This window comes from Pseudarthrobacter sp. TE9888 (genome assembly GCF_056279345.1).
This window is the reverse complement of sequence record NZ_JBWBRD010000002.1, coordinates 4210748-4236917: the sequence shown is the minus strand read 5'-3', so window position 1 is coordinate 4236917 and position 26170 is coordinate 4210748. Positions and strand designations below refer to the sequence as shown.

Here is a 26170-nt window from a genome sequence, read left to right as displayed (position 1 = left end):
AGAGAGGACTGAATTGCCGGCATCGCTGAGCCTGGACCAGGCACGGCGGATCGCACTGGCAGCGCAGGGACTCCACAGAGGACGGCCCACCGGCCCCGTGACAGCACGGACGGTGGGCCGCACCTTTGCCCGTCTCCAGCTCGTCCAGATCGATTCCGTCAACGTCCTGGTCCGCAGCCACTTCCTGCCCTTCTATTCACGCCTTGGCAACTACGACCGGGACATCCTGCAACGCATGTCCGGCAGCCAACCGCGGCGGATGCTTGAGTATTGGGCCCACGAAGCAAGCTTCATCCGGCCCGAGCACTACGGGGACCTCCTTCTATGGCAGAAACGCGCTTGGGTAGGCGCCTCCCGCATGGACCCCGTGCTCCGCGACGACGTGGCGGCCAGGATTCTGGCGGTGCTCGCCCGGTCCCGGCCCATGACGGCGTCGGAACTGACGTCACGGATCGGGCATGTCGAGGATAGGCAGGCAGAGAACTGGGGATGGAACTGGAACGCCGTGAAGCGTGTCCTCGAGCACCTCTTCGAAGAAGGACTGGTGTCCGCCGCTTCCAGGACCGCCCAGTTCGAACGCCGGTACACGCTGACCTCCAAGGTGCTTCCACACCAGGCGTCCTCGGCATCGGAGGGTGACCCCGTGGCCGCACTCCGCCGCCTGACCGAGGCGGCAGCCCAGGCCCAAGGGATCGGCAGCATTCGCTGCTTCGCCGATTACTTCCGGACCCCGGTCAAGGCAACGGCCCTGGCCGTTGAGCATCTTGTGGAGCGCGGCAGGCTCGAACCCGTTACTGTGGCCGGCTGGCGACGGACGGTGTTCCGGCACGTGGATTCGGTGCTGCCGCGGCAGGCCACCGGGCGTGCGCTGCTGAGCCCGTTCGATTCCCTGGTCTTTGAGCGGCGGCGCCTGTTCGAACTTTTTGGATTCCATTACCGGATCGAGATCTACACCCCGAAGCCCAAACGGCGCTACGGCTACTACGTGCTCCCTTTCCTGCTGCGCGACCGGATGGTGGCACGGGTGGATCTCAAAGCGGAGCGGGCCACAGGGCGGCTTCTGGTGAGGTCCGCCTTCGCCGAGCCGGACGCACCCCCGGACACCGCCGTCGAACTCGCGGCTGAGCTGGCCCTCATGGCCCAATGGCTTGGCCTGCCCCACGCCGAAGTGGAGCCGGTTGGGGACCTGTCCGCCGCCCTGGCCCATGAGGTGGCACGGCTGTAGGGAGGATCCGCTCTCAGGGAAAAGGGGCACCGGCCGCGTGTCTCTCCCGTAGACTGAACACGCCAGAATTCGGCGGCATCAGACTGGGAGCATCTTCACGTGGCATCACTTATCGAAAAAATTCTCCGCACGGGTGACAAGAAAACACTCCGGCAGCTGAGGAACTATGCCGATTCCATCAACGCCCTCGAAGACTCGTTCAAGACCTTTACCGACGCGGAACTGCGGGAAGAAACGGACCGCCTCCGTGCACGCCACCAGGACGGCGAAAAGCTCGACGACCTGCTTCCGGAAGCGTTCGCCGCTGTCCGTGAAGCGTCATCCCGCACCCTGGGCATGCGCCACTTCGACGTCCAGCTGATGGGTGGCGCCGCCCTGCACCTCGGCAATATCGCCGAAATGAAGACCGGTGAAGGCAAGACCCTGGTGGCGACCGCTCCCGCCTACCTGAATGCCCTCACCGGCAAGGGCGTCCACGTGGTCACAGTCAACGACTACCTCGCCGAATACCAGTCCGAGCTCATGGGCCGCGTCTACCGCTTCCTTGGCCTGACCAGCGGCGTTATTCTCGCCAACCAGGACCCGGCTGTCCGCCGCCAGCAGTACGCAGCCGACATCACTTACGGAACCAACAATGAGTTCGGGTTCGACTACCTGCGCGACAATATGGCCTGGGACCGGACCGAGCTTGTCCAGCGCGGCCACAACTTTGCCATCGTGGACGAAGTCGACTCCATCCTCATCGACGAGGCACGTACGCCGTTGATCATCTCCGGCCCGGCGCAGGGGGACACCAACCGCTGGTACAGCGAATTCGCCAAGGTCGTGCTCCGGCTGCAGGCGGACAAGGACTACGAGGTCGACGAAAAGAAGCGCACGGTGGGCGTGCTGGAAACCGGCATCGAGAAGGTCGAAGACTACCTCGGCATCTCCAACCTGTACGAGTCGGCAAACACGCCCCTGATTGGGTTCCTGAACAACGCCATCAAGGCCAAGGAACTGTTCAAGCGCGATAAGGACTACGTCATCCTGGACGGCGAAGTGCTGATCGTTGACGAGCACACCGGCCGCATCCTGGCAGGCCGGCGCTACAACGAAGGCATGCACCAGGCGATCGAGGCCAAGGAAGGCGTCGAGATCAAGGCGGAGAACCAGACCCTCGCCACCGTGACGCTGCAGAACTACTTCCGCATGTACGGCAAGCTTTCCGGCATGACCGGTACCGCCGAGACTGAGGCGGCCGAGTTCATGAGCACCTACAAGCTCGGCGTCGTAGCCATTCCCACCAACAGGGACATGCAGCGGATCGACCAGCCGGACCTCGTCTTCAAGAACGAAGTTGTGAAGTTCGACGCCGTGGTGCGCGATATCGCCGAACGCCACGAACAGGGCCAGCCCGTCCTCGTGGGCACCACCAGCGTGGAGAAGAGCGAGTACCTGTCCAAGCTGCTCGCCAAGGAAGGCATCCGCCACGAGGTCCTGAACGCCAAGAACCATGCCCGTGAAGCTGCCATCGTCGCCCAGGCGGGACGCAAGGGCGCTGTTACCGTGGCCACCAACATGGCAGGCCGCGGTACCGACATCATGCTGGGCGGCAACGCCGAATTCACAGCCGTCGCCGAACTTGCCAAGCGCGGGCTTGATCCGGAGGAGAACTCAGAAGAGTACGAGGCCGCGTGGCCCGCCGCGCTCGAAGCAGCCAAGCAGTCCGTCAAAGACGAACACGAGGAAGTCCTGGACCTCGGGGGACTCTACGTCCTGGGCACCGAGCGCCACGAATCACGCCGCATCGACAACCAGCTCCGCGGCCGCTCCGGACGCCAGGGCGACCCCGGCGAGTCCCGCTTCTACCTGTCGCTGACCGATGACCTCATGCGGCTCTTCAACTCCGGCGCCGCGGAACGGCTGATGAACAGCTCCGTGCCGGACGACGTTGCGCTCGAATCGAAGCTCGTATCGCGGGCCATCGCCTCCGCCCAGGGACAAGTGGAGGGGCGGAACGCCGAGCAGCGCAAGAACGTCCTGAAATACGACGACGTCCTCAACCGCCAGCGCGAAGCCATCTACAGCGACCGCCGCCGCATCCTTGAGGGCGATGACCTGCACGAGAAGGTTCAGTTCTTTATCGAGGACACCATCACGGCCCTGATCGACGCCGCCACCGCAGAAGGGAACGGGGACGACTGGGACTTCCACCAGCTGTGGACCAACCTCAAAACGCTCTACCCTGTCAGCGTTACCGCTGAAGACATCATCGAAGAAGCCGGCGGCAAGTCCAGGGTCACGGTGGAACTGCTGAAGGAGGAGATCCTCTCCGACGCGCGGCTGGTGTACCAGTCCCGCGAGGAGGTCATCGGCCCGGAAAGCATGCGCGAGCTCGAACGCCGTGTGGTCCTGTCCGTCATTGGCCGCAAATGGCAGGAACACCTCTACGAGATGGATTACCTCAAGGAGGGCATCGGCCTGCGCGCCATGGCGCAGCGTGATCCCCTGGTGGAGTACCAGCGCGAGGGTTTCGCCATGTTCCAAAGCATGATGGAAGCCATTCGGGAGGAAAGCGTGGGCTTCCTGTACAACCTTGAGGTGGAAGTGACGCCGGCACAGGATGTTGTGGTTCCGGACGCCGCCGGTGGCCACACAGAGCACGTGGACCCGCAGGTTCACGCGGCCGGCCTCGAGGCCCCCGAAAAGCCGGCGCAGCTTCAGTACACGGCTCCGAGTGAGAGCGGCGGCACGCAGACCCGGGTGGAAACCCGCGCGGGAAGCGGACGCTCCGGCAACCCTGCCAAAGCGGCTGCACAGGACGCAGCCAAGCGCCCCGCGAAGAAAAAGAAGAAGTAGCGGCACCGTCGCAAAACCGCCGACGGCGTTGGTAAACAGGGCAGGGGCCGCAGGGCCCCTGCCCTGTTTGCTTGTCGGACAGCGCCTATATTTCGCGCTGCCTTTTCCGAAGTGTCATCCGATAACGAGTTCAACGACCCGCCAAACCTGCTTGCTGCGCTCAAGGCGGACGGCAACGGCGCGCGCCCGGACGTCATCCACCACGACGGCACTTGCCTCGTAAATCCCCTCGGCGACCTCGCAAACCCGTACTGACCGGACAGTGGAATTCCGGTGGAGACGGGCCAGCGCGGGATTTCCCGTCCTCGTAAGTTCCCTCCTGATCAGTGCGGCCCGGTGCTGCAGCGATGCGAGGCACCGTGGATCGAGGCGCCGCGCCAACTGGTGGATAGGGCGGACCCCGGCCAGGACTTCCATGGACGCCTGGATCGTCCCCCTGGTGATGGCTCTGACTTCCGCCGCCTCGCTGACGGGCCGCAATGAGGGAGAGTTCGCACCGTGGGGCGGCCCCGCGGGCGCTGCCGCGCCTGTCCCCGACGCGGGTTTAACCAGGCCCGATCCTCCGTTGACGGTGTTGGCGGCCATCTCCTGGACGGCCCGTACCGGTGTCACTGCGGTCATTTGATTTCCCCTTGCTTCAATTAGCTGATGGTTTGAGCGGCAGTACTGGCGTTGGCCGGCTCGGCCGGCCAGGCAGGTACGACTTGAGGGCAGAGTGCTGGGACTTCCCGGGTCCTGCCGGAGGCGGGGCGGGCGCGAACGGGGCCGGTGGAGGCTAGGGGGCTGCGGGCGCCTGAAGGATCTGGCCCGGAAGCAGGACATCCGGGCTGCCGCCAATCAAGGCCCGGTTTGCTGCATACCACCGCGGCCACTCAAGTGCTATGTCCACATCCGATGCCCCGGGACCCAACTGGGCTGCCACGATGGACCACAGGGTGTCCCCGGCGAGCACCGTAACTCCGTCCGGCGGGGTGTTCGTTCCATAGCCCTCCGGCTCCGGCCCCGCCACCGTCCTGCTTGGGGGTGTGGCGAGCAGGCCAGGTTCCACGACAGGGGAAGCGGGCTGCCACCCCGGGGTAAGCGTGGCGGGTGGCATCCCGGCAGTTGGCTGCCATTGTGGCGAGGCGCTTTCCATAACGGTCCTTGGGCTCTCCGTGCTGGCCTGTTGGGACGGGGGCGACGTCCCGGGCCGGCCGTTCCGGCCCGGCGCCGGAACACCTTGGTCGGGTGCAGGGGTGGAGGCAGCCGCGGAGGATTGCCCGTATGTTGGTGTCCACTCCGGCCCCGGCCCAGGGGTGGCCGCCTGTGCTGCGGCCCCTGCCATCAGTTGTATCGAGAGGGCTGCTACCAGTGCCCTCCGCATGAAGGCGGGAGAGAACTTCCGGGCGGCGGCTGCGGCCCTATGCCGCCCCAACCGTTCCAGCAGGAGGGAGGTTCCGGCACACGCCATCGAGAATGCCCACCACAGCAAGAGCCCAATGCCGGCAACGGCCGCGGCCGCAGCCAGGAGGAATTCAACGGATGCCTCCTGCGCGCTGCCTGTCGAAACCCGCCATTGTGCCAGCAGCCCTGCCCCCAGGACGCTGAGCAGGAAGCCGAGCATCAGCAGGGCCACCACCATGGCGGCGTCCTGCGGCCACGTCCAGTTAGATCGACCCATTTCTCCACCTTTAAAGTTATTTGATGTACTTTGATGCTGTTTGGTCCAGTTTGGCCCTTCTGGGAAGTGTTTGTCCAGACGTTGGAATGAAAAGAATGCGCGTTGACTGGCGGCGGCGGAGCATCCTACGCTGACGGGATGCGCTGGGATGCCCTCTTCAATGACATGGAAAGCCAGCTCGCGGAGGCTGACCGGCTGGCGCTGGACGGTGAGGTCAGCGAGCGGACACGGGCCGAGATGGTTGGCCTGCGGCTCGAAGACAGGCTGCGGGCGGTTATTGGCTGCAGGGTCGGGGTCCATCTGCTCTCCGGCGAGTCTGCGGTGGGCGAACTGACCCATGTCGGGGCGGATGCCCTGGTCCTGGATGAAGACCGGCATCAGGTGCTGGTTCCCTACGCCGCTGCAGCGCGTTACGTGGGTCTCGGCAGGCATATCCGCCCGGAGAACTCAGCCGTCCGCCGGGCGATTGGACTGGCGCATTCCCTGCGGGCGCTGGCACGCGACCGGGCAGAGGTAACTGTGACACTTGACGGTGGGGCCGGACGGCTGACTGGAGTTATCGACCGGGTTGGCGGGGACTACATCGACCTGGCCGTGGTCAGCCCGGGGGAGGCCCGGAGGACCCACAGCGTGGTGCAGGTGTCAGCCATACCTTTCACGGCCCTGGCGATGATCAGGTCACCTAAAGCTGGCTCCGTGTAGCGGAGTCACACCGACTTCGAGCGTGACTCCTGGATCATCCGGCTGGCCTCGGCATACCGTTCCTCGATGTACTGCTCCAGCATCTTTTCTTCGACGCGCCACTGTCCGCGGCCGCCCACCTGGATGGCCTTCAACTCACCGCTGCGGACCAACGCGTAAGCGGCGGGGGAGTTGATCTGGAGCTGCTCAGCGACATCCGCGAGCGTGAGGAACCTGGGCATGGATCCATTTTGCCATCATCTGGCATCATTTGTGCCTGTTTTCCACAGATGGTCATTATTTAGGTAAATGACTTTTGTTCCCCGGCCCTGGCGGTAACAATGAGGAGTCCGGCCAGAGCGGGCAGGTCCATATACCTAGGGGGAGAGCGGTATGGTTCCAGATTCAAGCGCCACTGCACCACGGTTGAAGCGCCCATCCTGGAAGGATCCCCGGCTGCTGGTGGGCGTTCTTCTGGTCCTGGTGTCCATCGCAGGCGTTACCTTCCTGGTGGGGAGTGCCGACCGCACCACCGAGGTCTTCGCTGCACGGGACGGCATTGCTGTGGGCGAGCGACTGACGCTGGAGAACGTGATCCGCGCCAAGGTGCGCCTGGGCGATACCGAACAGCACTACATCACCGCAGCCGACGGCCTGCCACAGGATGTTGTCGCCGTGCAGCGGATCGGCAAGGACCAGTTGGTCCCCAAGGCAAGCGTCGGCAGTGCGGACAGGCTGGACCGAAAGCCCGTTGCCCTCAACATCACGCAGACTTTGCCGTCGCAGGCAACTGCCGGTGCCAGGGTTGACGTCTGGGTGGCGCAACCTGATGCCAAGAACGGATTCAGCGAGCCGAAGCTCATCCTTCCCGGAGCCGAAATTGCTGAGGTTACCACTGGTTCAACTGCCCTCGGCTCGTCCAAGACGACGGTGCTGATGGTCCTGGTGGAGGATAAGCAAATGCCGGCACTCCTGGGTGCCCAGGCCAATGACGCGAAGATATCCGTTGTGTGGAATCCGGGCGGCGCCCGATGAGCATCCCGGTGGTCACCGTTGGCCAGCGCCAGGAAAATCTGGTGGGCGGCCTCGAAAGGCTCCACGGACCCGTCACGGTGGTTCGGAGGTGTACGGAACTTCCCGAGCTTCTTGCCGCCTGCCAAAGCGGACTGGCACGGGCTGCCGTGGTTGCCGAGGGGTCCGAAGGCCTGACAGCTTCCCTCGTCGACCGCCTTGGTGCTGTCGGAGTGGCGGTCATTGCGCTGACGGACGATGCCGACGAGGCAGCCCGGCTCCGGAAGATTGGCGTGGCATCGACGCTGACAGGCGTGGAGGCCGCGGAGCTTTCGGACCGGATCGCCGACGCCGTCGCCCAGCTGACCGGTATGGCCCGGCCCGCCAATGTGAGTGGGGCCGCTGACACCGGGGCGGCCCTGGCTACGGACCCGGTGCAGCCCGATGCCGAGGCGGAGGCCCACCCCTCCGGCGAGCTGATCGTTGTATGGGGTCCTGCCGGGTCACCCGGCCGCACTACGATCGCAGTGAATATTGCCGGGGAGATGGCCGCCGATGGCCGGGACGTGCTGCTGGTCGACGCCGATACCTACGGGGCCAGCATCGCGGCGGTACTGGGCCTCCTGGATGAGTCAGCCGGACTTGCCCAGGCGTGCCGGCTTGCAGACCAAGGCCTGCTGGACTCAGACGCCCTGCGGAAGGTGGCCGCCACCGTTTCCACGGCGTCCGGAACGTTCCGGGTGCTGACGGGCATCACCCGGGCCGATCGTTGGACGGAACTGAGGGCCACTGCCCTGGCGCTCGTCCTTGAACGGGCCCGGCAGATCGCGGAAGTTGTGGTGGTCGACACCGGCTTTTGCCTTGAGGCCGATGAAGAACTTAGCTTCGACACCATGGCGCCGCGGCGGAATGCGGCCACCCTGTGCCCGCTGGAACTGGCTGACTGCGTATACGCGATCGGCGCTGCTGATCCCGTAGGCGTACCACGGATGGTGCGTGCCCTCGCGGAACTGGAGGGCGCCGTGCCGCAGGCGTCGCCGACTGTCGTGATGAACAAGGTGCGGTCCTCCTCCGTGGGGAGGGCGCCGGAGCGCCAGTTGCGGGAAGCCTGGGAACGCTACGGCCCGGCTTCGGAGCTCAAGGCTTTCCTGCCCCACGATCCCGCCGCCGCCGACGCCGCGCTCCTTGCGGGGTCCCTGCTGCTGGAGGCCTCTCCGGACTCGGCGCTGCGGCGTGCAATCCGCGAGCTCGTTTGTGCACCCGACCAGCGAAAATCGAGATCCTCTGTATTTTCTTCCACACCACGGCGCAGGGCAAAGGACTAGGCTCGCCATAAGAGCTGCAAGGGTGCAGCGAATATCTCTAATGGAGGCGTTGTCGATGTCGTCTGGATCCAGTGTGGAGGACCAGCCCCTGTCCATTGAAGGCTTTGAAGGCTTCATGGGGGACTACTACCAGCACCTGGCTGAGGAAGATGCCCGAAGCTACCCCCAGAATGTCCTGGAGGCGCGTGCCGCCGAGCACCGACGGGCGGCATCCGTCCGGCAGCCCGGGCAGGCAAATGTATCGATCATCGACGAGGAAGACAGCAGCGTTATCTTTGTCGTCACCGATGACATGCCGTTCCTTGTTGACTCCGTCAACGCCGAGCTTGTCCGCCAGCATGCCGCCATCAGGCTGGTAGTCCACCCGCTCTTCGTGGCCACGAGGAACCGGGAAAGCGGCGAACTGGTCAAGGTCAACAGGGTTCCCGCGCACTTGGGGATTTCAAGTGGTGACACAGCGGCCATGCCTAACCTCTCCCATCTCATCGCGCAGGGCGAAAATGCCTCCCACATGGAGTCATGGATCGCCGTCGAAATCCACCGCGTCTCCGACGAAGCCAAGGCCGCACTGCTCGCAGGCTTGACCCGCGTCCTGAACGACGTCAGGGCGGCCGTCGAGGACTGGCCCAGGATGCGCCAGAAAGCGCTGGAAATCGCCGAAAGCCTGGACCGGGTTGCCAACTCCGCCCAGATTGCCGAACTCCGGCAGGCCAAGGACCTGCTGCGGTGGCTCGACGACGGGAACTTCACGTTCCTTGGCTACCGCGAATACGACCTGCTCAACGTTGACGGCGAAGATGTCCTCGAACTGCGCGAGGACAGCGGCCTCGGCCTGCTCCGGGCATCCGCGGATTCGCCCCACATCCAGCACCTCACCGACACCGGCCGCAAAAAGGCCCGGGAGAAGCGCGCCCTCGTCATCACCAAGGCCAACTCGCGGTCCACCGTTCACCGGTCCGCCTACCTTGATTACATTGGCATCAAGAGCTTCGACGCCGCGGGCAACGTGAACGGTGAACGCCGCTTCATCGGGCTCTTCGCCACCAGTGCCTACGCGGGTTCCGTCCGCGACATTCCCATCGTCAGGGAAAAGGTGGACGCGGTGCTGCAGAACGCAGGGTTCCCCCCGGACTCGCATTCCGGCAAGGACCTCCTGGGAATCCTGGAAACGTACCCGCGCGACGAACTCTTCCAGATCGAAATCCCCGATCTCGCCGCGACCGCCTTTGGAATCCAGAAACTGCAGGAACGCCGGCGCACCCGGCTGTTCCTGAGGCCCGATATCTACGGCCGTTTCATGTCTGCCGTGGTCTACCTGCCCCGGGACAGGTACACCACCAACGTCAGGCTCCGCATCGAACAGGAACTGCGGGAGACCTTCCAGGCAGTCTCGATCGACTATGAAGCCCGCATGACCGAATCGGCACTCGCGCGGCTGTTCTTCCGGATCCGGCTGCCCAAGGATGCCGACGTAAGCCACGTCAACAGCGACGAGCTGGAGAAGCGGCTGGTCCGGGCAGCGAGGTCGTGGAGTGAAGGCATCGCGGAGGTCCTGCGCGAGGGCCGCGACGCGGCAGAGGCCAAGGAACTCGCGGCGACCTGGGCGGAGGCGTTCCCGGCCAGCTACCGGGTTGACTATGAAGTTGAGGATGCCCTCGAAGACATCGCGCGGTTCGAAAAGTACGGGGCCGCTGCAGAGCGCAGCGCCGGCGCGCGGCAGGACCGTCCCGGCGTGCACGTGTACCTTCCCGAAGGTGCAGGGGCAACACTGGAGGAGGACGCGAGGGTCAAGCTCTACATGTTGGAGCCCAAGAGCCTGAGCCAGATCCTGCCGTTCTTCCACAACCTCGGCCTCGAGGTCCTGGACGAGCGCCCCTTTGAAATCGAAACAGCAGACCATCGGGACTTCTTCCTCTACGACCTGGGCCTGAAGTACCCGGCGGGAGTCGATCCGCTGACTACTGGCGGCTTTCTTGCCGACTCCTTCGGCGCGGCTGTCACCGGTGCTGCGGAATCGGACAACTTCGACCGCCTGGTGCTGCGGGAAGGGCTGCATTGGCGGCAGATCACGGTCCTGCGGGCCTACGCGCGCTACATGCGCCAAATGGGCAACAGCAGCTCTTTCGGTTTCATGGCGGACACGCTCCTTGCCAATCCCGATGTCACAAGGGGGCTGACCGCGCTCTTCGCCGCCCGCTTCGACCCCTCCATCGGTGAGAGCGAACGCGCTGAGGCGCAGGCATCCGTACGGCAGGAACTGGCAGCGTCCATCGAAAAGGTGGCCACCCTTGATGCCGACCGCGTGCTGCGCACCTTCGTGAACCTCATCGAGGCAACCCTGAGGACCAATTTCTACCAGGACAAGCCGCACCTGAGCTTCAAGCTGGATCCGGCCCGGATCGAAGGCCTGCCGTTCCCCCGGCCCATGTTCGAAATCTGGGTTTACGCACCTCGGGTCGAGGGTGTGCACCTTCGCTTCGGCAAGGTGGCCCGCGGCGGGCTCCGTTGGTCCGACCGGCGGGAGGACTTCCGCACCGAGGTCCTGGGCCTGGTCAAGGCACAGACTGTCAAGAACGCCGTCATCGTACCGACAGGGGCCAAGGGCGGCTTCTTCGCCAAGCAGCTCCCGGATCCTTCCACGGACAGGGCGGCGTGGATGGCGGAAGGCGTTGAAAGTTACAAGACATTCATCCGCGGGCTGCTCGACCTCACCGACAACCTCCTCACTGAAGGCGACGGCGAGCGGCTTGTGCCGCCGTCGAACGTTGTCCGCCATGACGACGACGACTCCTACCTGGTGGTGGCGGCAGACAAGGGAACGGCTACGTTCTCTGACATCGCCAACGGGCTGTCCGCAGAATACGGCTTCTGGCTGGGGGATGCGTTCGCCTCTGGCGGTTCCGTGGGATACGACCACAAGGCCATGGGCATCACCGCCCGCGGTGCTTGGGAATCGGTCAAGCGCCACTTCAGCGAGCTGGACCTGGACACCCAGACCGAACCCTTCACCGTGGTTGGTGTGGGGGACATGTCCGGCGACGTGTTCGGCAACGGGATGCTGCTGTCCCGGCACATCCGCCTGCTGGCGGCCTTTGACCACCGCCACATCTTCCTGGACCCCAACCCCGACGAGGAATCCTCGTTTGCGGAGCGGCAGAGGCTGTTCGACCTGCCCAGGTCCTCCTGGGACGACTACGACAAGTCGCTGATCAGTGAAGGCGGCGGTGTCTTCGCCCGCCAGGCCAAGTCCATTCCCGTGTCGCCGCAGGTCCGGGCCGCACTGGGGCTGCCAGCGGAAACCGCTGAGCTCAGCCCGCCCGAGCTGCTGCGTGCCATCCTGCTGGCGCCGGCCGATCTGCTCTACAACGGCGGGATCGGGACCTATGTCAAGGCGTCGGCCGAGTCCAACGCCTCCGTGGGCGACAAAGCCAACGATGCCATCCGGGTCAACGGCCGCGACCTGCGGGTCAAGGTAGTGGGCGAAGGCGGGAACCTGGGTATGACCCAGCGCGGCCGGATTGAGGCAGCCCTCCAGGGCGTCATCCTTAATACCGACGCCATCGACAACTCCGCTGGCGTGGACTGCTCCGACCATGAGGTCAACATCAAGATCTTCGTTGACCGGATGGTCGCCGCCGGCAAGCTGCCGGCCGGGGAACGCGCAGAGTTCCTCGCTGCCATGACCGATGAAGTGGGACGCCTGGTCCTCGAAGACAACATCGACCAGAACATCCTGCTCCTGAACGACCGGACCCGCGTGGCGGAATGGAGCCCGAGCTACGAGCGGCTCATGGACTGGCTGGAGAAAAGTGCCGACCTGAAGCGCGATTTGGAGGCGCTGCCCAGCACGGAGACCCTGCGGGAACGGCTGCAGCAGGGCCAGGGGCTGACCTCTCCGGAGCTGTCGGTGCTGGCCGCCTACGCGAAGATCGAGTTGGCATCGGCCCTGAGGGAGAGCGACCTTGCCGAGGACCCCTGGTTCCGGGATACCCTGCGTTCCTACTTCCCGCACCAGCTCCGTGAGCGTTTCGACGCCGAGCTGGATACCCATCCGCTGCGGCGCGAAATCATCGCCACGGTGGTGGCCAACGACATGATCAACCTCGGCGGCATCACCTTCGCATTCCGGGTCATGGAGGAAACGTCCGCCAGCGAAGTAGCCGTTGCCAAGGCATTCGTGGCGCTTCGTGAGGTGTACGAGCTCGATGCCATGGTGGCGGAACTTAACAGCCTGCCGGCGTCCTTCCCAACGGAGCACTGGAGCACTGTGCACCTGGACATCCGCCGGCTCCTTGACCGGGCAGTCCGCTGGCTCCTGAGCCAGGAAAGTGTCTCGCGGCCCATTGCCGAGGTTGTGGCGGAGTTCAAGCCGCTGATGGATCCCATGCGCGCCCGGCTCCTGGACTACCTCCGAGGGGACGACCGCGATCGGGTTGCGGCATGGCTGGCCAAGGGCCGCGAGTGGGAACTCCCGGAAGGCCTTGCGCTGCGCTGGGCCGAGCTGTTCGAGAGCTTTGTGCTGTTGGACATCGCCAAGATCGCCCGCTCCCGGAAGGACCGGGTTGAGGACATTGCGGCGGTGTACTACACCGTATTCAACCGGTTCCATGCGGACTCACTCCTTGAACGGATCAGCAGCCTCCCCCGGCAGGACCGGTGGCAGGCGCTGGCGCGGGCAGCCTTGCGCGATGACCTGTACTCGACGGTGTCGGATATGACGACGGCGGTGCTGGACGCCACGTCCACGGCCGAGTCGCCGGACGCGCGGCTCAAGGACTGGGAGGCACAAAACTCCGAGCAGTTGGGCCGGGCAAAGAGCATGTTCGACGAGGTGAACGCGCTCGAGGCCGACGACATGGCCTCGCTGTCGGTAGCATTGAGGCTCTTGAGGTCAATCGTCCGGCGCTAGGAATTCGGCGCCGCAACTGGAGGTGCAGTGGCAATCTTTACGGACCCCATCAGGGAACACGCTGATTTCGGGCCTGGCGATGCCGAGTGGCTGCACCTCCTGGTGGGGGACTGGCAGATGGTCGCGGACCTTGCGTTCGCCGACCTGGCGCTCTGGTTCCCCCACCCGGAGCTTGGCTACATTGCCCTGGCACATGTGCGTCCTTCCACCACCCACACGGCATTCCACAGCGACTTCGTGGGTGAGGGCATCCGCTCCGACCTGCAGCCGCTCGTGGACAAGGCCTGGAACAGCAGGGCCATCGAGCGTTCCAGCGAGACAAACTGGAACAGTGAGATGGCCCTGCGGGTCGAGGCCGTGCCCATGGTGCGCAACGGCAGGACGCTCGCCGTGGTGACCACCCACATGGACCTCTCCAGTTCACGGATGCCGTCGAGGCTGGAACTGACCTACCGGCAGTGCGCCTACGATCTCCTGCGGATGGGCACGCTGGGTCTGTGGCCCGACTTTGCCTCGCCCACAGGATCCCGCCGCGGCGCCCCCCGGGTGGGGGACGGGCTGATCAGGCTGGATGCCGACGGCGTGGTGCAGTATGCGAGTCCGAACGGCGTTTCAGCCTTCCGGCGGTTGGGTGACGGGGAGTCCCTGGAAGGTCGTTCGCTCGCGGAAGTCACCGCTGGCCTGCTCAAGGACCGCCGCCTGGTCGATGAGACCCTGCCGCTGGTCGTTACCGGCCGCATGCCCTGGCGCAGCGAGATTGAGTCGAGGGGAGTAAGCCTGTCCCTGCGGGCCATTCCGCTCCGCGACGAGCAGCAGCGGTTCGGCGCTCTGGTCCTCTGCCGCGATGTCTCCGAGCTGCGCCGCCGTGAAATGGAACTGGTGACCAAGGACGCCACCATCCGCGAAATCCACCATCGGGTCAAGAACAACCTGCAGACCGTGGCCGCGCTGCTGCGGATGCAGTCCCGGCGCATGGTGAGCGACGAAGCGAAACAAGGCCTGGAGCAGGCGATGCGCCGGGTGGCCACCATTGCGCTGGTCCATGAGACCCTGTCCCAGGGGCTGACGCAGAGCGTCGATTTCGACGAACTGATCGGACGCCAGTTCCGGCTGTCCGCTGAGGTGGCCTCCCCCTCTCAGCAGGTCAGGACGGAACGCTCCGGCAGCTTCGGGGAACTCCCCAGCGACCTTGCTACTCCCCTTGCCCTGGTCATCAACGAACTGGTGACCAATGCTGTGGAGCACGGCCTGGAAGGGAGGGCCGGCACAGTATGGCTCGTAGCCGACCGATCCGAAGGGGAAGACGGTGAGGAGCTGACTGTGACCATTGCCGACGACGGCGTGGGGCTCCCGCAGACCCCGCACGTGGAGGGCCTGGGCCTGCAGATCGTCCGGACCCTCGTCACCAGTGAGCTGGGCGGCACGATTGCGTGGGAGCGCCGTGAGGGCGGCGGCACCGAGGTCAAGATCCGGCTGAGCCTGGCCGGCAATTAGGAGCCCAAAGTCCGGCCGGCTTGGCCGCGGCGGGGGAGTGAAATTGACGGAGGCCCCGGGACGATCCATCTCTGGATTGTCCCGGGGCCTCTGTGCGTCGGTTACATTCTCCCGCCGGACGACGCGATGCCGGTGTTGGGGCTTCTAGGAGGCGCGGCGTGCGCGGGCAGCGCGGCGCTTGAGGGCGCGGCGCTCATCTTCGCTCATGCCGCCCCAGACGCCGGCGTCCTGACCGGACTCGAGGGCCCACTGGAGGCAGGTGTCGACTACGGGGCACCGGCGGCAGACGCTTTTGGCTTCCTCGATCTGCAGCAGGGCCGGTCCTGTGTTCCCTACGGGAAAGAACAATTCCGGGTCCTTGTCGAGGCACGCTGCGCGGTTACGCCAATCCATGCTGATCAGTAGCTCCATTTCTGGGAAGTGCCTTTGTGAAATTATTCACTAGTGGCTACAAAGGAAAAGGGCCCTCTGGGCCCCCTTGGTCATCTGCATCAAGCCTGTCATGTTAACGCTGTGTAAACAAGGGGTAATAACGCCTGATATCCCTTGAAACCTGAGCGATGCATCACAGTGGCGGCTCCGGCCCTCACCAGTGTCCGACTATGTCCGGTAGGGTGCCAGTGTGTCAAGACCCCCGGTAAACCCAGCAGGTACTCCGTCCCCCTCCAGCGATCCGGGCAGCCCCGGCGGGGCTGGTTGGCGGCGCGGTCGAGTCCCGGGCGCTGCGACGGTGGTGGCGGCCATTGCTGGTGCTGAGGCGACGGCTCTTCTTGTGGCGGCGGGCTGGTATGCCTATGAACTTTTCAGTGGAAGCCCGGTGCTGTCCTTTTGGGGAGCTGTCTTTACCCTGGGCCTCCTGCTCGCTTTCTCGGCCTGGCTTTACGCGGTTGCAGTGTTCCTCTACCGCGGGTACCGGTGGACCAGGGCGGCCGCGCTGGTGGCCCAGTTGTTCGTCCTCACTATTGGCGTGCCCACGGTGACCAGCGGTCTGGTCCTGGCCGGGATGGCGATGCTGGTTCCCGCCGCCATTGCCATCGTCCTCCTGTTCACCAATAAGGTTGTCAGCCACGCGTCCCGCACAGGCAGTGCGCCACCAACGCCCTGATCCCGGGCACGCCGTCGTCGCTGCAGCAACGGGCCTCGTCGAGGCCAACGCACGAACGAGATCACTCGTCGGTTCCGGCCCAGGCCACCTGGAACGGGACTGCGCGGCCGCCGGAGATCAAGACGGCCCGCCCCGGCGGGGCATTGGATTCGACATCGAACCGGACGCCGAAGAGGTCGCCATCGGCCATGGAACGCGGGCCAAGCAACAGGCCGACGCCGGAAGCCCGGGCGGTCATCATCAGCGGGACGCGCTGGCAAAGCATGGGACTGTAGGCGGCAGACACCACCAGGGAATGGCCCAAGGAATGCAGGTGATCCAGATCCCTTAGCGCCGGAGGCGGAAGTTGGTCGGCATCGTCAACCAGCAGTGTTGTTTCCCGCAGCAAGGACCCATCTTCGGCCTGCCGGAGGATCCCGGCCCAAAACTCTTCTGCGGAGTGCGGTGGCCCTTGATGCGCGCACCACGGTTGGGATGGGTTAAGCGCCTGCAGTGCGCGCAGTGTGTTGCTCTTACCGCTTCCCGGGCTGCCAAGGACCGCCACTACCGCGTTGCCCGGGACCCGGAAGAACGCGGCGGCGACCTCGTCGCCGGCCACCCCCAGCAACTTATCGCGCTGCACCGCATGTATTGGAGTGTTACCCCTCCCGCGGTCGCTGGCGGAGGGTGACCGACCTGCCGGGATCTGATCTGATGGCGGCTGCGCCACCGCCGGTAGTGCCATCGCTCCGACCTGCCGGACCGTGATGAGCGCAGGGAGAGGCTCAACCCGGAGGGGAGGTACCCGGGAAGCCGGATACTCCGGGCCACCGTCGTCCCGCCGCCCCGGGGCAGCACTCCGATAGAACTGGCAGATTGCCGGACCGCCGCCTGAGACCGGCCCGAAGGCAACAGCCCGTCCCTCGGCTGAGGGCAACGAGGACATCCGGGGCCACATGGCGCGGCCCTCCTCGGTGGAACCGGCTGGGAAGTAGAAGCGGTTAGGTACGGCGCCGAAGAATCTGGACGTGACAAGTTCCCGCTCCCCGGAGAGCAGAACCGTGAGTCCTGCCTTGGCGCCGTCGCGGACAAGATCGTGCACCAAGTCTTCAGCCCAGGCCAGCGGCCCAGAACGGAAAGCCGACACCCAGGATCCCCAGCTCGAAACGACCAGGACAATACGCACCTGCCCGGGAGCTGGATGGCTCCTCCGCCGGCCCAGCTCCCCGGCCAACCGCTCAAGAATCCGCACCCCTCGCCGCAGGTCATCCAGTCCGGCCCGGGCGCCCATCCGTCCTGCGCCCGCCAGCTCGAGGAAACTTCCTGCAGCGTCCAGGACGTAGAAGTGGGCTTCCTCGGCTCTGGTGATCAGCTTGTGGACGGCGAGTTCCTGTGCTGCCTGCGAGCCGGACACGGGGCTGCCGACAAAAGCTGCGTGGCCGTGGTGGGCGGGATCCCACACCAGGGGTTCTACCCGTTGCTTCTCCGGCCTGTCCGTCAGGCCGAGGCAAACCCCGGCGGCGCCGTCCACGGGTTCCGGGGCCCCCAGGCCGGGGACACCAGGGCTTGCTGACGGGTGGGAAGCAGGTTCTTCCAGATCCTCCGGCAGGGCAGGGGCAACAAACCTCCTCGGGGGCGCCTTGCCCTCCTGGCTGCAGAGGTTCCGCACCATTGCCACCAGGGGTTCCACTGCCTGCGCCGGAGTGGGCGCAGTAGCTGGTGTGTTGGCTGTCCCGGCCACTTGGCAGGCCAGGAAGTCCGTTGTCCTGTGCACGGAAATGACACCCGGACCTTGGACCGGTGCCGCTGGGGCCAGGGATGCCCCCTGGAACTCCTCGGCGGCCTCCGTTCCACGGACAAGGAAAGCCCGGCCGGGAGCGTCAACACTGATCCCGGCCGCACTCCCGCAATTGACGATATCCACCGACTCCATCTCGGATTGCACGCGAAGAGCGATGCTTGTGGTCACGTTCGCGCGGATATCCGCTGTTAGCGCGCCCTGCGGCCGCTGGGTTGCCATGATCAAATGGATGCCCAGGGAGCGCCCAATGGACGCTATCCTCAACAACTCACGGAGTACCTCCGGCAGGTCATCAACCAGCACCCTGAACTCGTCGATGACGATGACCAGGTGCGGGAGGGCAAAATCCTCCGCCGTGCTGGTGGATCGGTACGTGGTTATGTCCGCGACGTTGGCATCCGCAAGGCACTTCTCCCGGAGGCGCAGCTCGGCGCGCAACGAGGTCAGCGTTCGTTCCATGTCGGAGCCGGCCAGGTCGGTCTGGAGGCCCACGCAGTGGAAGAGGCCACTGAGCGGACCGAGTCCTGAACCGCCCTTGAAATCGATGAAGAAGAAGTTGACCCGCTCGGGCGGATAGCTCAGAGCGAGTGCCAGGGTGAGGCTCCGGAGCAGCTCCGACTTCCCAGAGCCAGTGGTGCCCGCCACCAAGAGGTGGGGCCCGTCGTACTGCAAATCAACGGTCCTGGTTCCGGATGCGCAGATGCCCAGCGGTATGGCCAGTCCATCCTTGTGCAGGCTTGACTGCCAGCGGTCAGCGGTGGCAGTGGGCGTCAAGGGCAGCACTTCGCCAAGGCCGCAGGCAGCGGGAACGGACCCCGGCCGGTCGTTGTCCTGCCTCCATGCGACCGCCAAGCGCCGGCAAAAATCAGTGAAGACAGCCTCCGGGACCAGATCGGGAACAAAGGTGGTCTCGCGGAGATCCTGGGCCAGGACAGAGTTGCGTTCGGAGAGGACGACGTCCGAAGTTGAGGACGTCCCGTCCAGGGCCTGGAACTGCAGCACTTGCCATCCCCGCCGGACCGCGGCGTCCCGTACTGACAGGTCAGCGGCTCCGGCCGGGCATTCCCCCTGGATAAGCAGGACACCGCGCTCGCAGCCGTGGGGATGCCCTTTGTTTACGACACCGAGGGCTGCGTGTGGCGTTGCGGCCAGGGTCACCCGGGGCAGGTAGCGGGCGGAGAGGGGAAGGCTTTCCGGCTTCCCGTGGACGAGAACGTGCGTCCCCGCTGCACGCGGATACCCCGCCAGTTGCATCAGGACGGACCGCATTGCGCCGTCGGTGGCGGACCGCGGACCGCTCACGGCGGTGAACTGGCAGTCCGGGTCTAGGACGACCGGAACCATGCCCGCCTTCGGCGCAACCCAGCCGGCACCTTGCCCTTCAACCCTGACATTGGCTGCCTGGTCGGCCTGTCCCAGCCGCAACCACACGCCGCCGGCCCCCGGGCCGGACGTCCCATCAGCCGGCTGTGCGGCCAAGGCGACGAGGGAAAGGGGAGGGGCGCTCCGCAGCCGGCGTTCCCTGTCTTCCGTAACGGCGGCCTTCGTGGCAGCGGAAAGCTCCCTTTTCTCCCGCCTGCCGGTGACAGCAGGAACCAGGACAGACACTACGGACGCCGCGGAAAAGGCGAGGAACATCCACATTCCAGTAAACACGGCCAGCAGCACCCCGATGGCCAGGGGGAGGACCGCAGCCAGGACCAGGGCTGTCCGATTGCCGGCGTATGCACGGCCATGTACGACGATGGGCTCTGTCACAGACGATCCGGCGTCAGCCAGAGCCCGGCCAGGCGGTTCTGCAAATACGAGCGAAAGGTTTGACTGCCCGCACCTGATGCTTGACTCCGTGGATATGACCCTGGTCCGGATCCTTTCACCATCGACATAGGTGCCGTTGGCACTGTCCAGGTCCATCAACAGGATGTCGGTGTCTGTGACCACGACCCGTGCGTGCTCACGCGACAGTTCCGGGTCCGGGATGGCTATCCGCGTTCCGCTTCTGCCGATACTGTAGCTGCCGCGCCGTAATGGAACGACCGTGCCCGCTGCTGGTCCGCTGTCGACGGCAAGCACCAGGGGAGGCGCCGTCCCGGGAGCCGGCCGGCGGGTCCGCCCATCCGGAACGGAAGTGCCGCCGTCGACAAGGACCGCTGCCTCTACAAGGGGTGCCACTCCGAGGACCAGGGAACGCAGGTCCTGTCCCTGCACGGTTACGATGCCCGCATGGAATTTCCGGACCAATTGTTCGTGAATTACGGAGCCTGCCGTGCCGGCCGGAGCGCTGATTGAGAGTTCCGCAGGTGCCTGGCCCCGCGATGATCCGGGGCCGTCCACCAGTGTGCAGTTGAGCATCATGGGCTGGGATCCTTCGTACATGTACCCACACGCTAGACATGGGATGCAGTCACCGTCAGAAGCTTTAATGCTTATGTGGATAAACGTGCGGTTTCGGTGGTCCGCTGACCGGGACCGGCCGGTTAGGATCACTACACCCTGGACCTTGCTTGCGGTCCGGCAGCAGCGAAGGAGTCCCTTTGAACACGATTGCTGACAGCGCGGACATCGATGACGGTGCCCACATAGGCCGCGGCAGCAAGGTGTGGCATCTTGCCCAGATCAGGGAAGCGGCGCGGCTGGGGGAGAACTGCGTTATAGGCCGCGGCGCCTACATAGGCCCGGGAGTGATCCTGGGGGAGAACTGCAAGGTGCAAAATTATGCGTTGGTGTACGAGCCTGCAGTCTTGGAAGCCGGGGTTTTCATTGGCCCGGCAGTAGTGCTGACCAATGATGTCTTTCCCCGCGCGGTGACCCCGGAGGGGGCCCTGAAGACGGAGAATGACTGGGACAAAGTGGGCGTGACCATCAGGCGGGGAGCCGCGATCGGCGCCCGGGCCGTCTGTGTAGCACCCCTGACCATTGGCGCGTGGGCGATGGTGGCGGCGGGCGCCGTCGTCACCAAAGACGTGCCGGACTTTGCCCTCGTAGCGGGTGTTCCCGCACGCCGGATTGGATGGGTGGGAAAGGCAGGCCAACCGCTCCAACGCGAGGATGACCGGTGGGTTTGCCCGGCAACGGGGGACGCATTCTTCGAGAGCGGGGGAGTGCTGCGGGCCGCGTGATGCGGCTTGTGTGCCGGGTCACAGCGCGCGCACTGATTCGACGGGCCCTCCAGTCCCTCGGGTAGGCTAGAGCAGCAGACAATGCGCACCCTTGCGCTGCCCGCATTCGAACCAGGAGATTTTGTGACTGCTGACCTCGTCATCGTAGGGTCCGGCTTTTTTGGCCTGACAATCGCAGAACAGGCCGCCACTGAGCTCGGCCTGAAGGTCGTCGTCATCGACCGCCGCCACCACATCGGCGGCAACGCGTACAGCGAAAAGGAAGAGCAGACCGGGATTGAGATCCACCGGTACGGCGCCCACCTGTTCCACACCTCCAACGAACGTGTGTGGGAGTACGTCAACAGGTTCACTACCTTCACTGACTACGTGCACAAGGTCTACGGCGTGCACAAGGGCGAGGTCTATTCCCTGCCCATTAACCTCGCCACCATCAACCAGTTCTTCCGGGCCAACCTCACGCCCGGGCAGGCCAGGGACCTCATCCAGGAGCAGGCCGGCGAACTGGCGGGAACCGACCCCCAGAACCTGAACGACAAGGGCATCCAGTTGATCGGCCGCCCGCTGTACGAGGCGTTCATCAAGCACTACACCGGCAAGCAGTGGCAGACGGATCCCAAGGACCTGCCGGCTGGCATCATCTCCCGGCTTCCCGTGCGATACAACTACGACAACAGGTACTTCAACGACAAGTACGAGGGCCTGCCCACCAACGGTTACACCGCCTGGATCGAAAAGATGGCTGAGCACCCCAACATCGAGGTGCGGCTCAATACCGACTTCTTCGATGAGTCGCATGAGTACAGCAAGAACAAGGTCGTCGGCGACATTCCCGTTGTCTACACGGGTCCGGTTGACCGGTACTTCGACTACGCCGAGGGTGACCTGTCCTGGCGAACCATCGACTTCGAGGAAGAAGTCCTTGAGGTGGGGGACTTCCAGGGTACTTCGGTGGTGAACTACAACGACGACGACGTCTCCTACACGCGCATTATCGAACCGCGCCATTTCCACCCCGAGCGCGATTACCAGACGGACAAGACAGTCATCATGCGCGAGTTCTCGCGGTTCGCGGAAAAGGGCGACGAGCCCTATTACCCCGTGAACACCTCCGCTGACAGGGAGCGCCTGCTCAAGTACCGCGATCTTGCGGCAGCCGAGAAGGACGTCCTCTTCGGCGGCCGGCTGGGCACCTACAAGTACCTGGACATGCACATGGCCATCGGAGCCGCGCTGAGCATGTTCGACAACAAAATCAGGCCGCACTTCGAAAGCGGCGTACAGCTTGAAAGCGGGGGAGTCGACGCATGAGCGTCCCTACCGACAACAAGACCAAGAATTCCGTGAAGACGGATTCTGCGCAGGGCCGGCAAGCATGGCAAACGCTTCAGCGCGTGATCCTGCCGAGCGCCACCCAGATGGATACCGTGCCCCTCTACATGGACATGGGAACTGCCACCGGCATCCAGCTGCCCACTGCAGGCGACCGGGACGGGAAAGCGACCAAAGCCCGGACCATCAGCAGCCCCACCAAGGAAGCCCACGTGGAAGATTTCCTTTCACGTCATTCCACGTCTGTCCGTTCGGGTGAAAGGGTGTCCTTCGGCACCTACTTCAATGCTTTCCCGGCAAGCTACTGGCGGCGGTGGACCACCGTAGACAAAGTCCGGCTGCAGGTTCGCACCCAGGGCACCGGCTCGGTCATCGTGTACAAGTCGAACGCACGAGGGTCCCTCCAGCGGGTAGACACCCGCCGGGTCGAGGGCACCGCCGAGAGCACCTTCGAACTTTCGCTCGCCCCCTTCGGCGACGGCGGGTGGTATTGGTTTGATTTGCTCGCGGGCACAGAGCCGCTGATCATGCTCGACGCCGAATGGCAGGGTGCCGCAGTTGAGGCGCAGCCGGGTTCGGTCACGCTGCAGATCACCACCCTGAACAAAACGGACTTTTGCCTGAACAACCTGCGGCTGCTCGCAGAAAGCGAGGACGCCCTCGCACACGTTCAGGAGATCCTGATAGTGGATCAGGGCACGCAGAAACTTGCCGACGCGGACGGCTTCGAAGAAGTCAAGCGGTCCCTCAGCGGCAAGCTGCGCATCATCAACCAGTCCAACCTCGGCGGGTCCGGCGGCTTTGCCCGCGGTATGTTCGAAGCTGTTGAGAACGGGAGCGATTACGCCTTGCTCATGGACGATGACGTGGTTGTCGAACCGGAGAGCATTATCCGCCTGCTGACTTTCGCGGACCGGTGCAAGACTCCCACGCTCGTGGGCGGCCACATGTTCGACCTTTACAACCGTACTGTCCTGCACACCTTCGGTGAAGTCGTGAACCCCTACAGGTTCCAGCCGTCCCTGCCCAGCGAAGACATGATCCTGGGCCACGACTTCTTGTCCTCCAACCTGCGCCAGACGCCCTGGCTGCACCGGCGTTGCGATGTCGATTACAACGGCTGGTGGATGTGCCTAATCCCCACTCAAGTGATCCGTGAGATCGGGTTGTCACTTCCCCTGTTCATCAAGTGGGACGACTCGGAATACGGGCTGCGGGCCAAAGCCGCAGGTTACCCGACCGTGTCCTTGCCCGGCTCAGCTGTCTGGCACGTTTCGTGGATCGACAAGGACGACCTTGTGGGCTGGCAGGCCTACTTCCACGCCCGGAACAGGGTCGTGGCTGCGCTCCTGCACAGCCCCTACGAGTTCGGCGGCCGGGTCATCAAAGAGTCGCAGTACGCCGACGTTAAGCACCTGGTCTCGATGCAGTACGCCACGGCCCAGGGCCGGCAGTGGGCTTTGGAGGATGTGCTGAAGGGACCGGATGCCCTGCCCGGGCTTCTGTCGGCCAAACTGCCCCAGATCCGCGAGATGATGGCCGCGCACTCCGACGCGGTCTTCCGGCCGGACCCCGAGGACTTCCCCGCGCCGAAGATGGACAAACCGCCGCGCCGTGGACACGGCCCGTCGCAGCCCGGAAAGCTCTCACTCCTTCCATGGGCCGCGAAGACCGTTGTCCGGCAGTTGGCAAGCCCTGTTAAGGGCACCAGCGCAGAACGGCCACAGACGACGATCGCGCACCAGGACAACCGGTGGTGGCGGATGGCCCAGTACGACAGTGCCGTGGTGTCCAACGCCGAAGGCACTGGGGCCTCCTGGTACCGCCGTGATCCCAAGCAGCTGAGGAAGATGCTGGCCGACAGCGCCAAGCTCCACTCGGCCCTGCTAAAGGAGTGGCCTGCCCTCAGCAAGCAATACAAAGCCGCCGTTTCAGACCTGACTTCCATGGAGTCGTGGAGGAAGACGTTCGAGCAGCACACCCAGAACGAGATCAAGTGAGCGCTGTTGCATCCGGTGAACTAACTACTCCCGGGCTGGGAGGCGGGCTGCGGGACATCAGGCAGTCCGGCTTCCTGCTCAAGCTGTTGGTCAGGAAAGAGCTCAAGGTTCGTTACCGGGGCTCCGTGCTGGGCCTTCTCTGGTCTTACGTGAAGCCTGGCGTGCAGTTCATAGTCTTCTATGTGGCCCTGGGGGTCTTCCTCGGCCTGGAGCGGAGCGCGCGGAACCCGGAAGGCTTGGCGAACTACGCGGTCTACCTGTTTTCCGGCATCGTCCTGATCAACTTTTTCACGGAGGCGCTGGGCAACGCGGCACGGTCGATCGTGAACAACGGAAATCTCATCAAGAAGATCTATCTTCCGCGCGAGCTCTTTCCCGTTGCGTCCGTCTGGGTATCGGCCGTGCACTTCTTTCCCCAGCTGGTGGTCCTGGTCATCGGGTGCGTGCTCGCCGGGTGGCATCCCAACCTTGTCCAACTGCTGGCTTCAGTTGCGGGATTTGTCATCGTTGCCCTGCTCGCTACCGGTCTAGGCCTCCTTTTCGGGGCGGCCAACGTCTACTTCCGGGACTCCGAGAACCTGGTGGACATGCTCCTCATGATTGCAACGTGGGCATCCCCGGTTATGTACGCATGGTCAATGGTCCAGGAGAAGCTTGGCGCAGGGTGGTTCGCCATCTACCAGGCCAACCCGATCACCATCGGGGTGGAACTCTTCCACTATGCGTTCTGGTTTCCCACAACAGACGGATCCGTCGCCATGCCCCCGAATCTCTTCAGTCTTTGGCTGTTTGTTGGGCTGGGCGTGGCCTTGGCCGTTCTCGTACTCGGTCAATTCACTTTCCGGCGGCTCGAGGGCCGTTTCGCGCAGGAGCTCTAAGTGGTCAAGGCAATCGAAGTCACTGACATCAGCAAGCAGTTTGTCCTTCGCCACACGCGGTCCATCAAGGAGGCCGTTGTCTGGCTCGTAAAGGGGCGCAAGGGTGACCTGTCCGAGAAGTTCCACGCCCTGAAAAACGTTTCCGTTGACATCGAGGCAGGGGAAACTGTTGCCCTCCTGGGCCTGAACGGTTCCGGCAAGTCCACCCTGCTCAAGCACATTTCCGGAGTCATGCTCCCCGACACCGGATCGGTGAAAACAAGGGGCCGGGTCGCCGGGCTCATCGAAGTAGGCGCAGGCTTCCACCCAGACCTGTCGGGCCGCGACAACGTGTTCCTCAACGGTGCCATCCTGGGAATGACGGAGCAGCAGATCAAGGACAGATTCGACGATATTGTCGAATTCTCCGAGATAGGCCAGTTCATCGATACGGAAGTGAAGTTCTACTCGTCCGGGATGTACCTCCGGCTGGCGTTTTCGGTGGCCGTGCATACGGACCCCGAAGTCTTCCTGATCGATGAAATCCTTGCGGTAGGCGATGAGCCTTTCCAGCGGAAATGTATCGACAAGATCCAGGATTTGGCGCGGGACGGCAAAACCCTCGTGGTGGTGAGCCACGACCTTGACCTTGTCTCCAGGATCTGCAGGCGCGGTGTTCTCCTTAAGCATGGAGAGCTGATCTTCGACGGACCGATCCACGAGGCCGTCGGCCTGTTGCGCAAGTAGCCCAAGTAACTTTCTTTCACGGACACCCGGCTGGGCCGTCTGTGATGTTTTCAGCAGTCAGGTGCAGGCTCGTGCACTGCACCT

General features: G+C 64.3%; 18 protein-coding genes. 13 read left to right on the top strand and 5 right to left on the bottom strand.

Annotated features, from left to right (window positions below; translation table 11 throughout):
• The first annotated feature begins 13 nt into the window (after nucleotides 1–13).
• Both ACZ9J7_RS20215 and secA read left to right on the top strand, forming a co-directional pair.
• Complete coding sequence (locus tag ACZ9J7_RS20215) at nucleotides 14–1225, top strand: winged helix-turn-helix domain-containing protein (protein WP_476211736.1); 1212 nt, start codon at nucleotides 14–16, stop codon at nucleotides 1223–1225.
• 99 nt (nucleotides 1226–1324) lie between these two features.
• The gene (gene secA, locus ACZ9J7_RS20210; protein ID WP_476211735.1) at nucleotides 1325–4066 is read left to right on the top strand and encodes a preprotein translocase subunit SecA; all 2742 of its coding nucleotides are present in this window, start codon (nucleotides 1325–1327) and stop codon (nucleotides 4064–4066) included.
• 114 nt (nucleotides 4067–4180) lie between these two features.
• Here secA and ACZ9J7_RS20205 read toward each other — a convergent pair whose 3' ends face one another.
• Together ACZ9J7_RS20205 and ACZ9J7_RS20200 are read right to left on the bottom strand one after the other, a co-directional pair.
• Nucleotides 4181–4687, bottom strand: coding sequence for an Rv3235 family protein (locus tag ACZ9J7_RS20205; protein ID WP_476211734.1), 507 nt, complete (start codon nucleotides 4685–4687; stop codon nucleotides 4181–4183).
• A gap of 154 nt (nucleotides 4688–4841) precedes the next feature.
• The gene (locus tag ACZ9J7_RS20200; protein ID WP_476211733.1) at nucleotides 4842–5726 is read right to left on the bottom strand and encodes a LysM peptidoglycan-binding domain-containing protein; all 885 of its coding nucleotides are present in this window, start codon (nucleotides 5724–5726) and stop codon (nucleotides 4842–4844) included.
• A 138-nt stretch (nucleotides 5727–5864) separates the two neighbouring features.
• On the opposite strand from ACZ9J7_RS20200, the gene ACZ9J7_RS20195 reads away from it, so the two are divergent.
• Nucleotides 5865–6428, top strand: a complete 564-nt coding sequence (locus ACZ9J7_RS20195; RefSeq protein ID WP_476211732.1) for a hypothetical protein — start codon at nucleotides 5865–5867, stop codon at nucleotides 6426–6428.
• A gap of 5 nt (nucleotides 6429–6433) precedes the next feature.
• Here the strand turns inward: ACZ9J7_RS20195 and ACZ9J7_RS20190 are convergent, their stop codons facing one another.
• Nucleotides 6434–6649 (bottom strand): helix-turn-helix domain-containing protein, encoded by a 216-nt coding sequence (locus ACZ9J7_RS20190; RefSeq protein WP_018768505.1) that lies wholly within the window; start codon nucleotides 6647–6649, stop codon nucleotides 6434–6436.
• Between the two features lie 151 nt (nucleotides 6650–6800).
• On the opposite strand from ACZ9J7_RS20190, the gene ACZ9J7_RS20185 reads away from it, so the two are divergent.
• From ACZ9J7_RS20185 to ACZ9J7_RS20170, 4 genes are read left to right on the top strand one after another with little or no spacing between them, the layout of a single operon-like run.
• Nucleotides 6801–7442 carry a hypothetical protein gene (locus ACZ9J7_RS20185; protein ID WP_476211731.1) on the top strand — a complete coding sequence of 214 codons (642 nt, stop codon included), beginning with the start codon at nucleotides 6801–6803 and terminating at the stop codon, nucleotides 7440–7442.
• Nucleotides 7439–8743: a CpaE/TadZ family protein gene (locus tag ACZ9J7_RS20180; protein WP_476211730.1), complete on the top strand. Its 1305-nt coding sequence runs from the start codon at nucleotides 7439–7441 to the stop codon at nucleotides 8741–8743. Before ACZ9J7_RS20185 ends, ACZ9J7_RS20180 begins: the two co-directional genes overlap by 4 nt.
• Nucleotides 8744–8798: 55 nt before the next feature.
• Nucleotides 8799–13652, top strand: a complete 4854-nt coding sequence (locus ACZ9J7_RS20175) for an NAD-glutamate dehydrogenase (protein WP_476211729.1) — start codon at nucleotides 8799–8801, stop codon at nucleotides 13650–13652.
• Nucleotides 13653–13679: 27 nt separating this feature from the next.
• Nucleotides 13680–15146: a sensor histidine kinase gene (locus tag ACZ9J7_RS20170; protein WP_476211728.1), complete on the top strand. Its 1467-nt coding sequence runs from the start codon at nucleotides 13680–13682 to the stop codon at nucleotides 15144–15146.
• A gap of 144 nt (nucleotides 15147–15290) precedes the next feature.
• On the opposite strand, the gene ACZ9J7_RS20165 is transcribed toward ACZ9J7_RS20170, so the two are convergent.
• Nucleotides 15291–15539, bottom strand: coding sequence for a WhiB family transcriptional regulator (locus tag ACZ9J7_RS20165; RefSeq protein WP_003804966.1), 249 nt, complete (start codon nucleotides 15537–15539; stop codon nucleotides 15291–15293).
• A gap of 229 nt (nucleotides 15540–15768) precedes the next feature.
• Between ACZ9J7_RS20165 and ACZ9J7_RS20160 the strand changes: the two genes are divergently transcribed.
• Entirely contained in the window at nucleotides 15769–16251 is a 483-nt protein-coding gene (locus tag ACZ9J7_RS20160) for a hypothetical protein (protein ID WP_476211727.1), read from the top strand.
• A gap of 61 nt (nucleotides 16252–16312) precedes the next feature.
• On the opposite strand, the gene ACZ9J7_RS20155 is transcribed toward ACZ9J7_RS20160, so the two are convergent.
• The gene (locus ACZ9J7_RS20155; RefSeq protein ID WP_476211726.1) at nucleotides 16313–20407 is read right to left on the bottom strand and encodes an FtsK/SpoIIIE domain-containing protein; all 4095 of its coding nucleotides are present in this window, start codon (nucleotides 20405–20407) and stop codon (nucleotides 16313–16315) included.
• A 158-nt stretch (nucleotides 20408–20565) separates the two neighbouring features.
• Here ACZ9J7_RS20155 and ACZ9J7_RS20150 point away from each other — a divergent pair, with 158 nt between their 5' ends.
• The 5 genes from ACZ9J7_RS20150 to ACZ9J7_RS20130 all read left to right on the top strand — a co-directional run bounded on the left by ACZ9J7_RS20150 (nucleotide 20566) and on the right by ACZ9J7_RS20130 (nucleotide 26086).
• Complete coding sequence (locus ACZ9J7_RS20150) at nucleotides 20566–21150, top strand: acyltransferase (RefSeq protein ID WP_476211725.1); 585 nt, start codon at nucleotides 20566–20568, stop codon at nucleotides 21148–21150.
• 123 nt (nucleotides 21151–21273) lie between these two features.
• Entirely contained in the window at nucleotides 21274–22461 is a 1188-nt protein-coding gene (gene glf / locus ACZ9J7_RS20145) for a UDP-galactopyranose mutase (RefSeq protein ID WP_476211724.1), read from the top strand.
• Complete coding sequence (locus ACZ9J7_RS20140) at nucleotides 22458–24482, top strand: glycosyltransferase (protein WP_476211723.1); 2025 nt, start codon at nucleotides 22458–22460, stop codon at nucleotides 24480–24482. The genes glf and ACZ9J7_RS20140 overlap by 4 nt, the downstream gene beginning before the upstream one ends.
• Nucleotides 24479–25360, top strand: coding sequence for an ABC transporter permease (locus tag ACZ9J7_RS20135; protein ID WP_476211722.1), 882 nt, complete (start codon nucleotides 24479–24481; stop codon nucleotides 25358–25360). Before ACZ9J7_RS20140 ends, ACZ9J7_RS20135 begins: the two co-directional genes overlap by 4 nt.
• On the top strand, nucleotides 25361–26086 hold the full coding sequence (locus ACZ9J7_RS20130) for an ABC transporter ATP-binding protein (protein ID WP_476211721.1): 726 nt from the start codon (nucleotides 25361–25363) through the stop codon (nucleotides 26084–26086).
• Nucleotides 26087–26170: the final 84 nt, after the last annotated feature.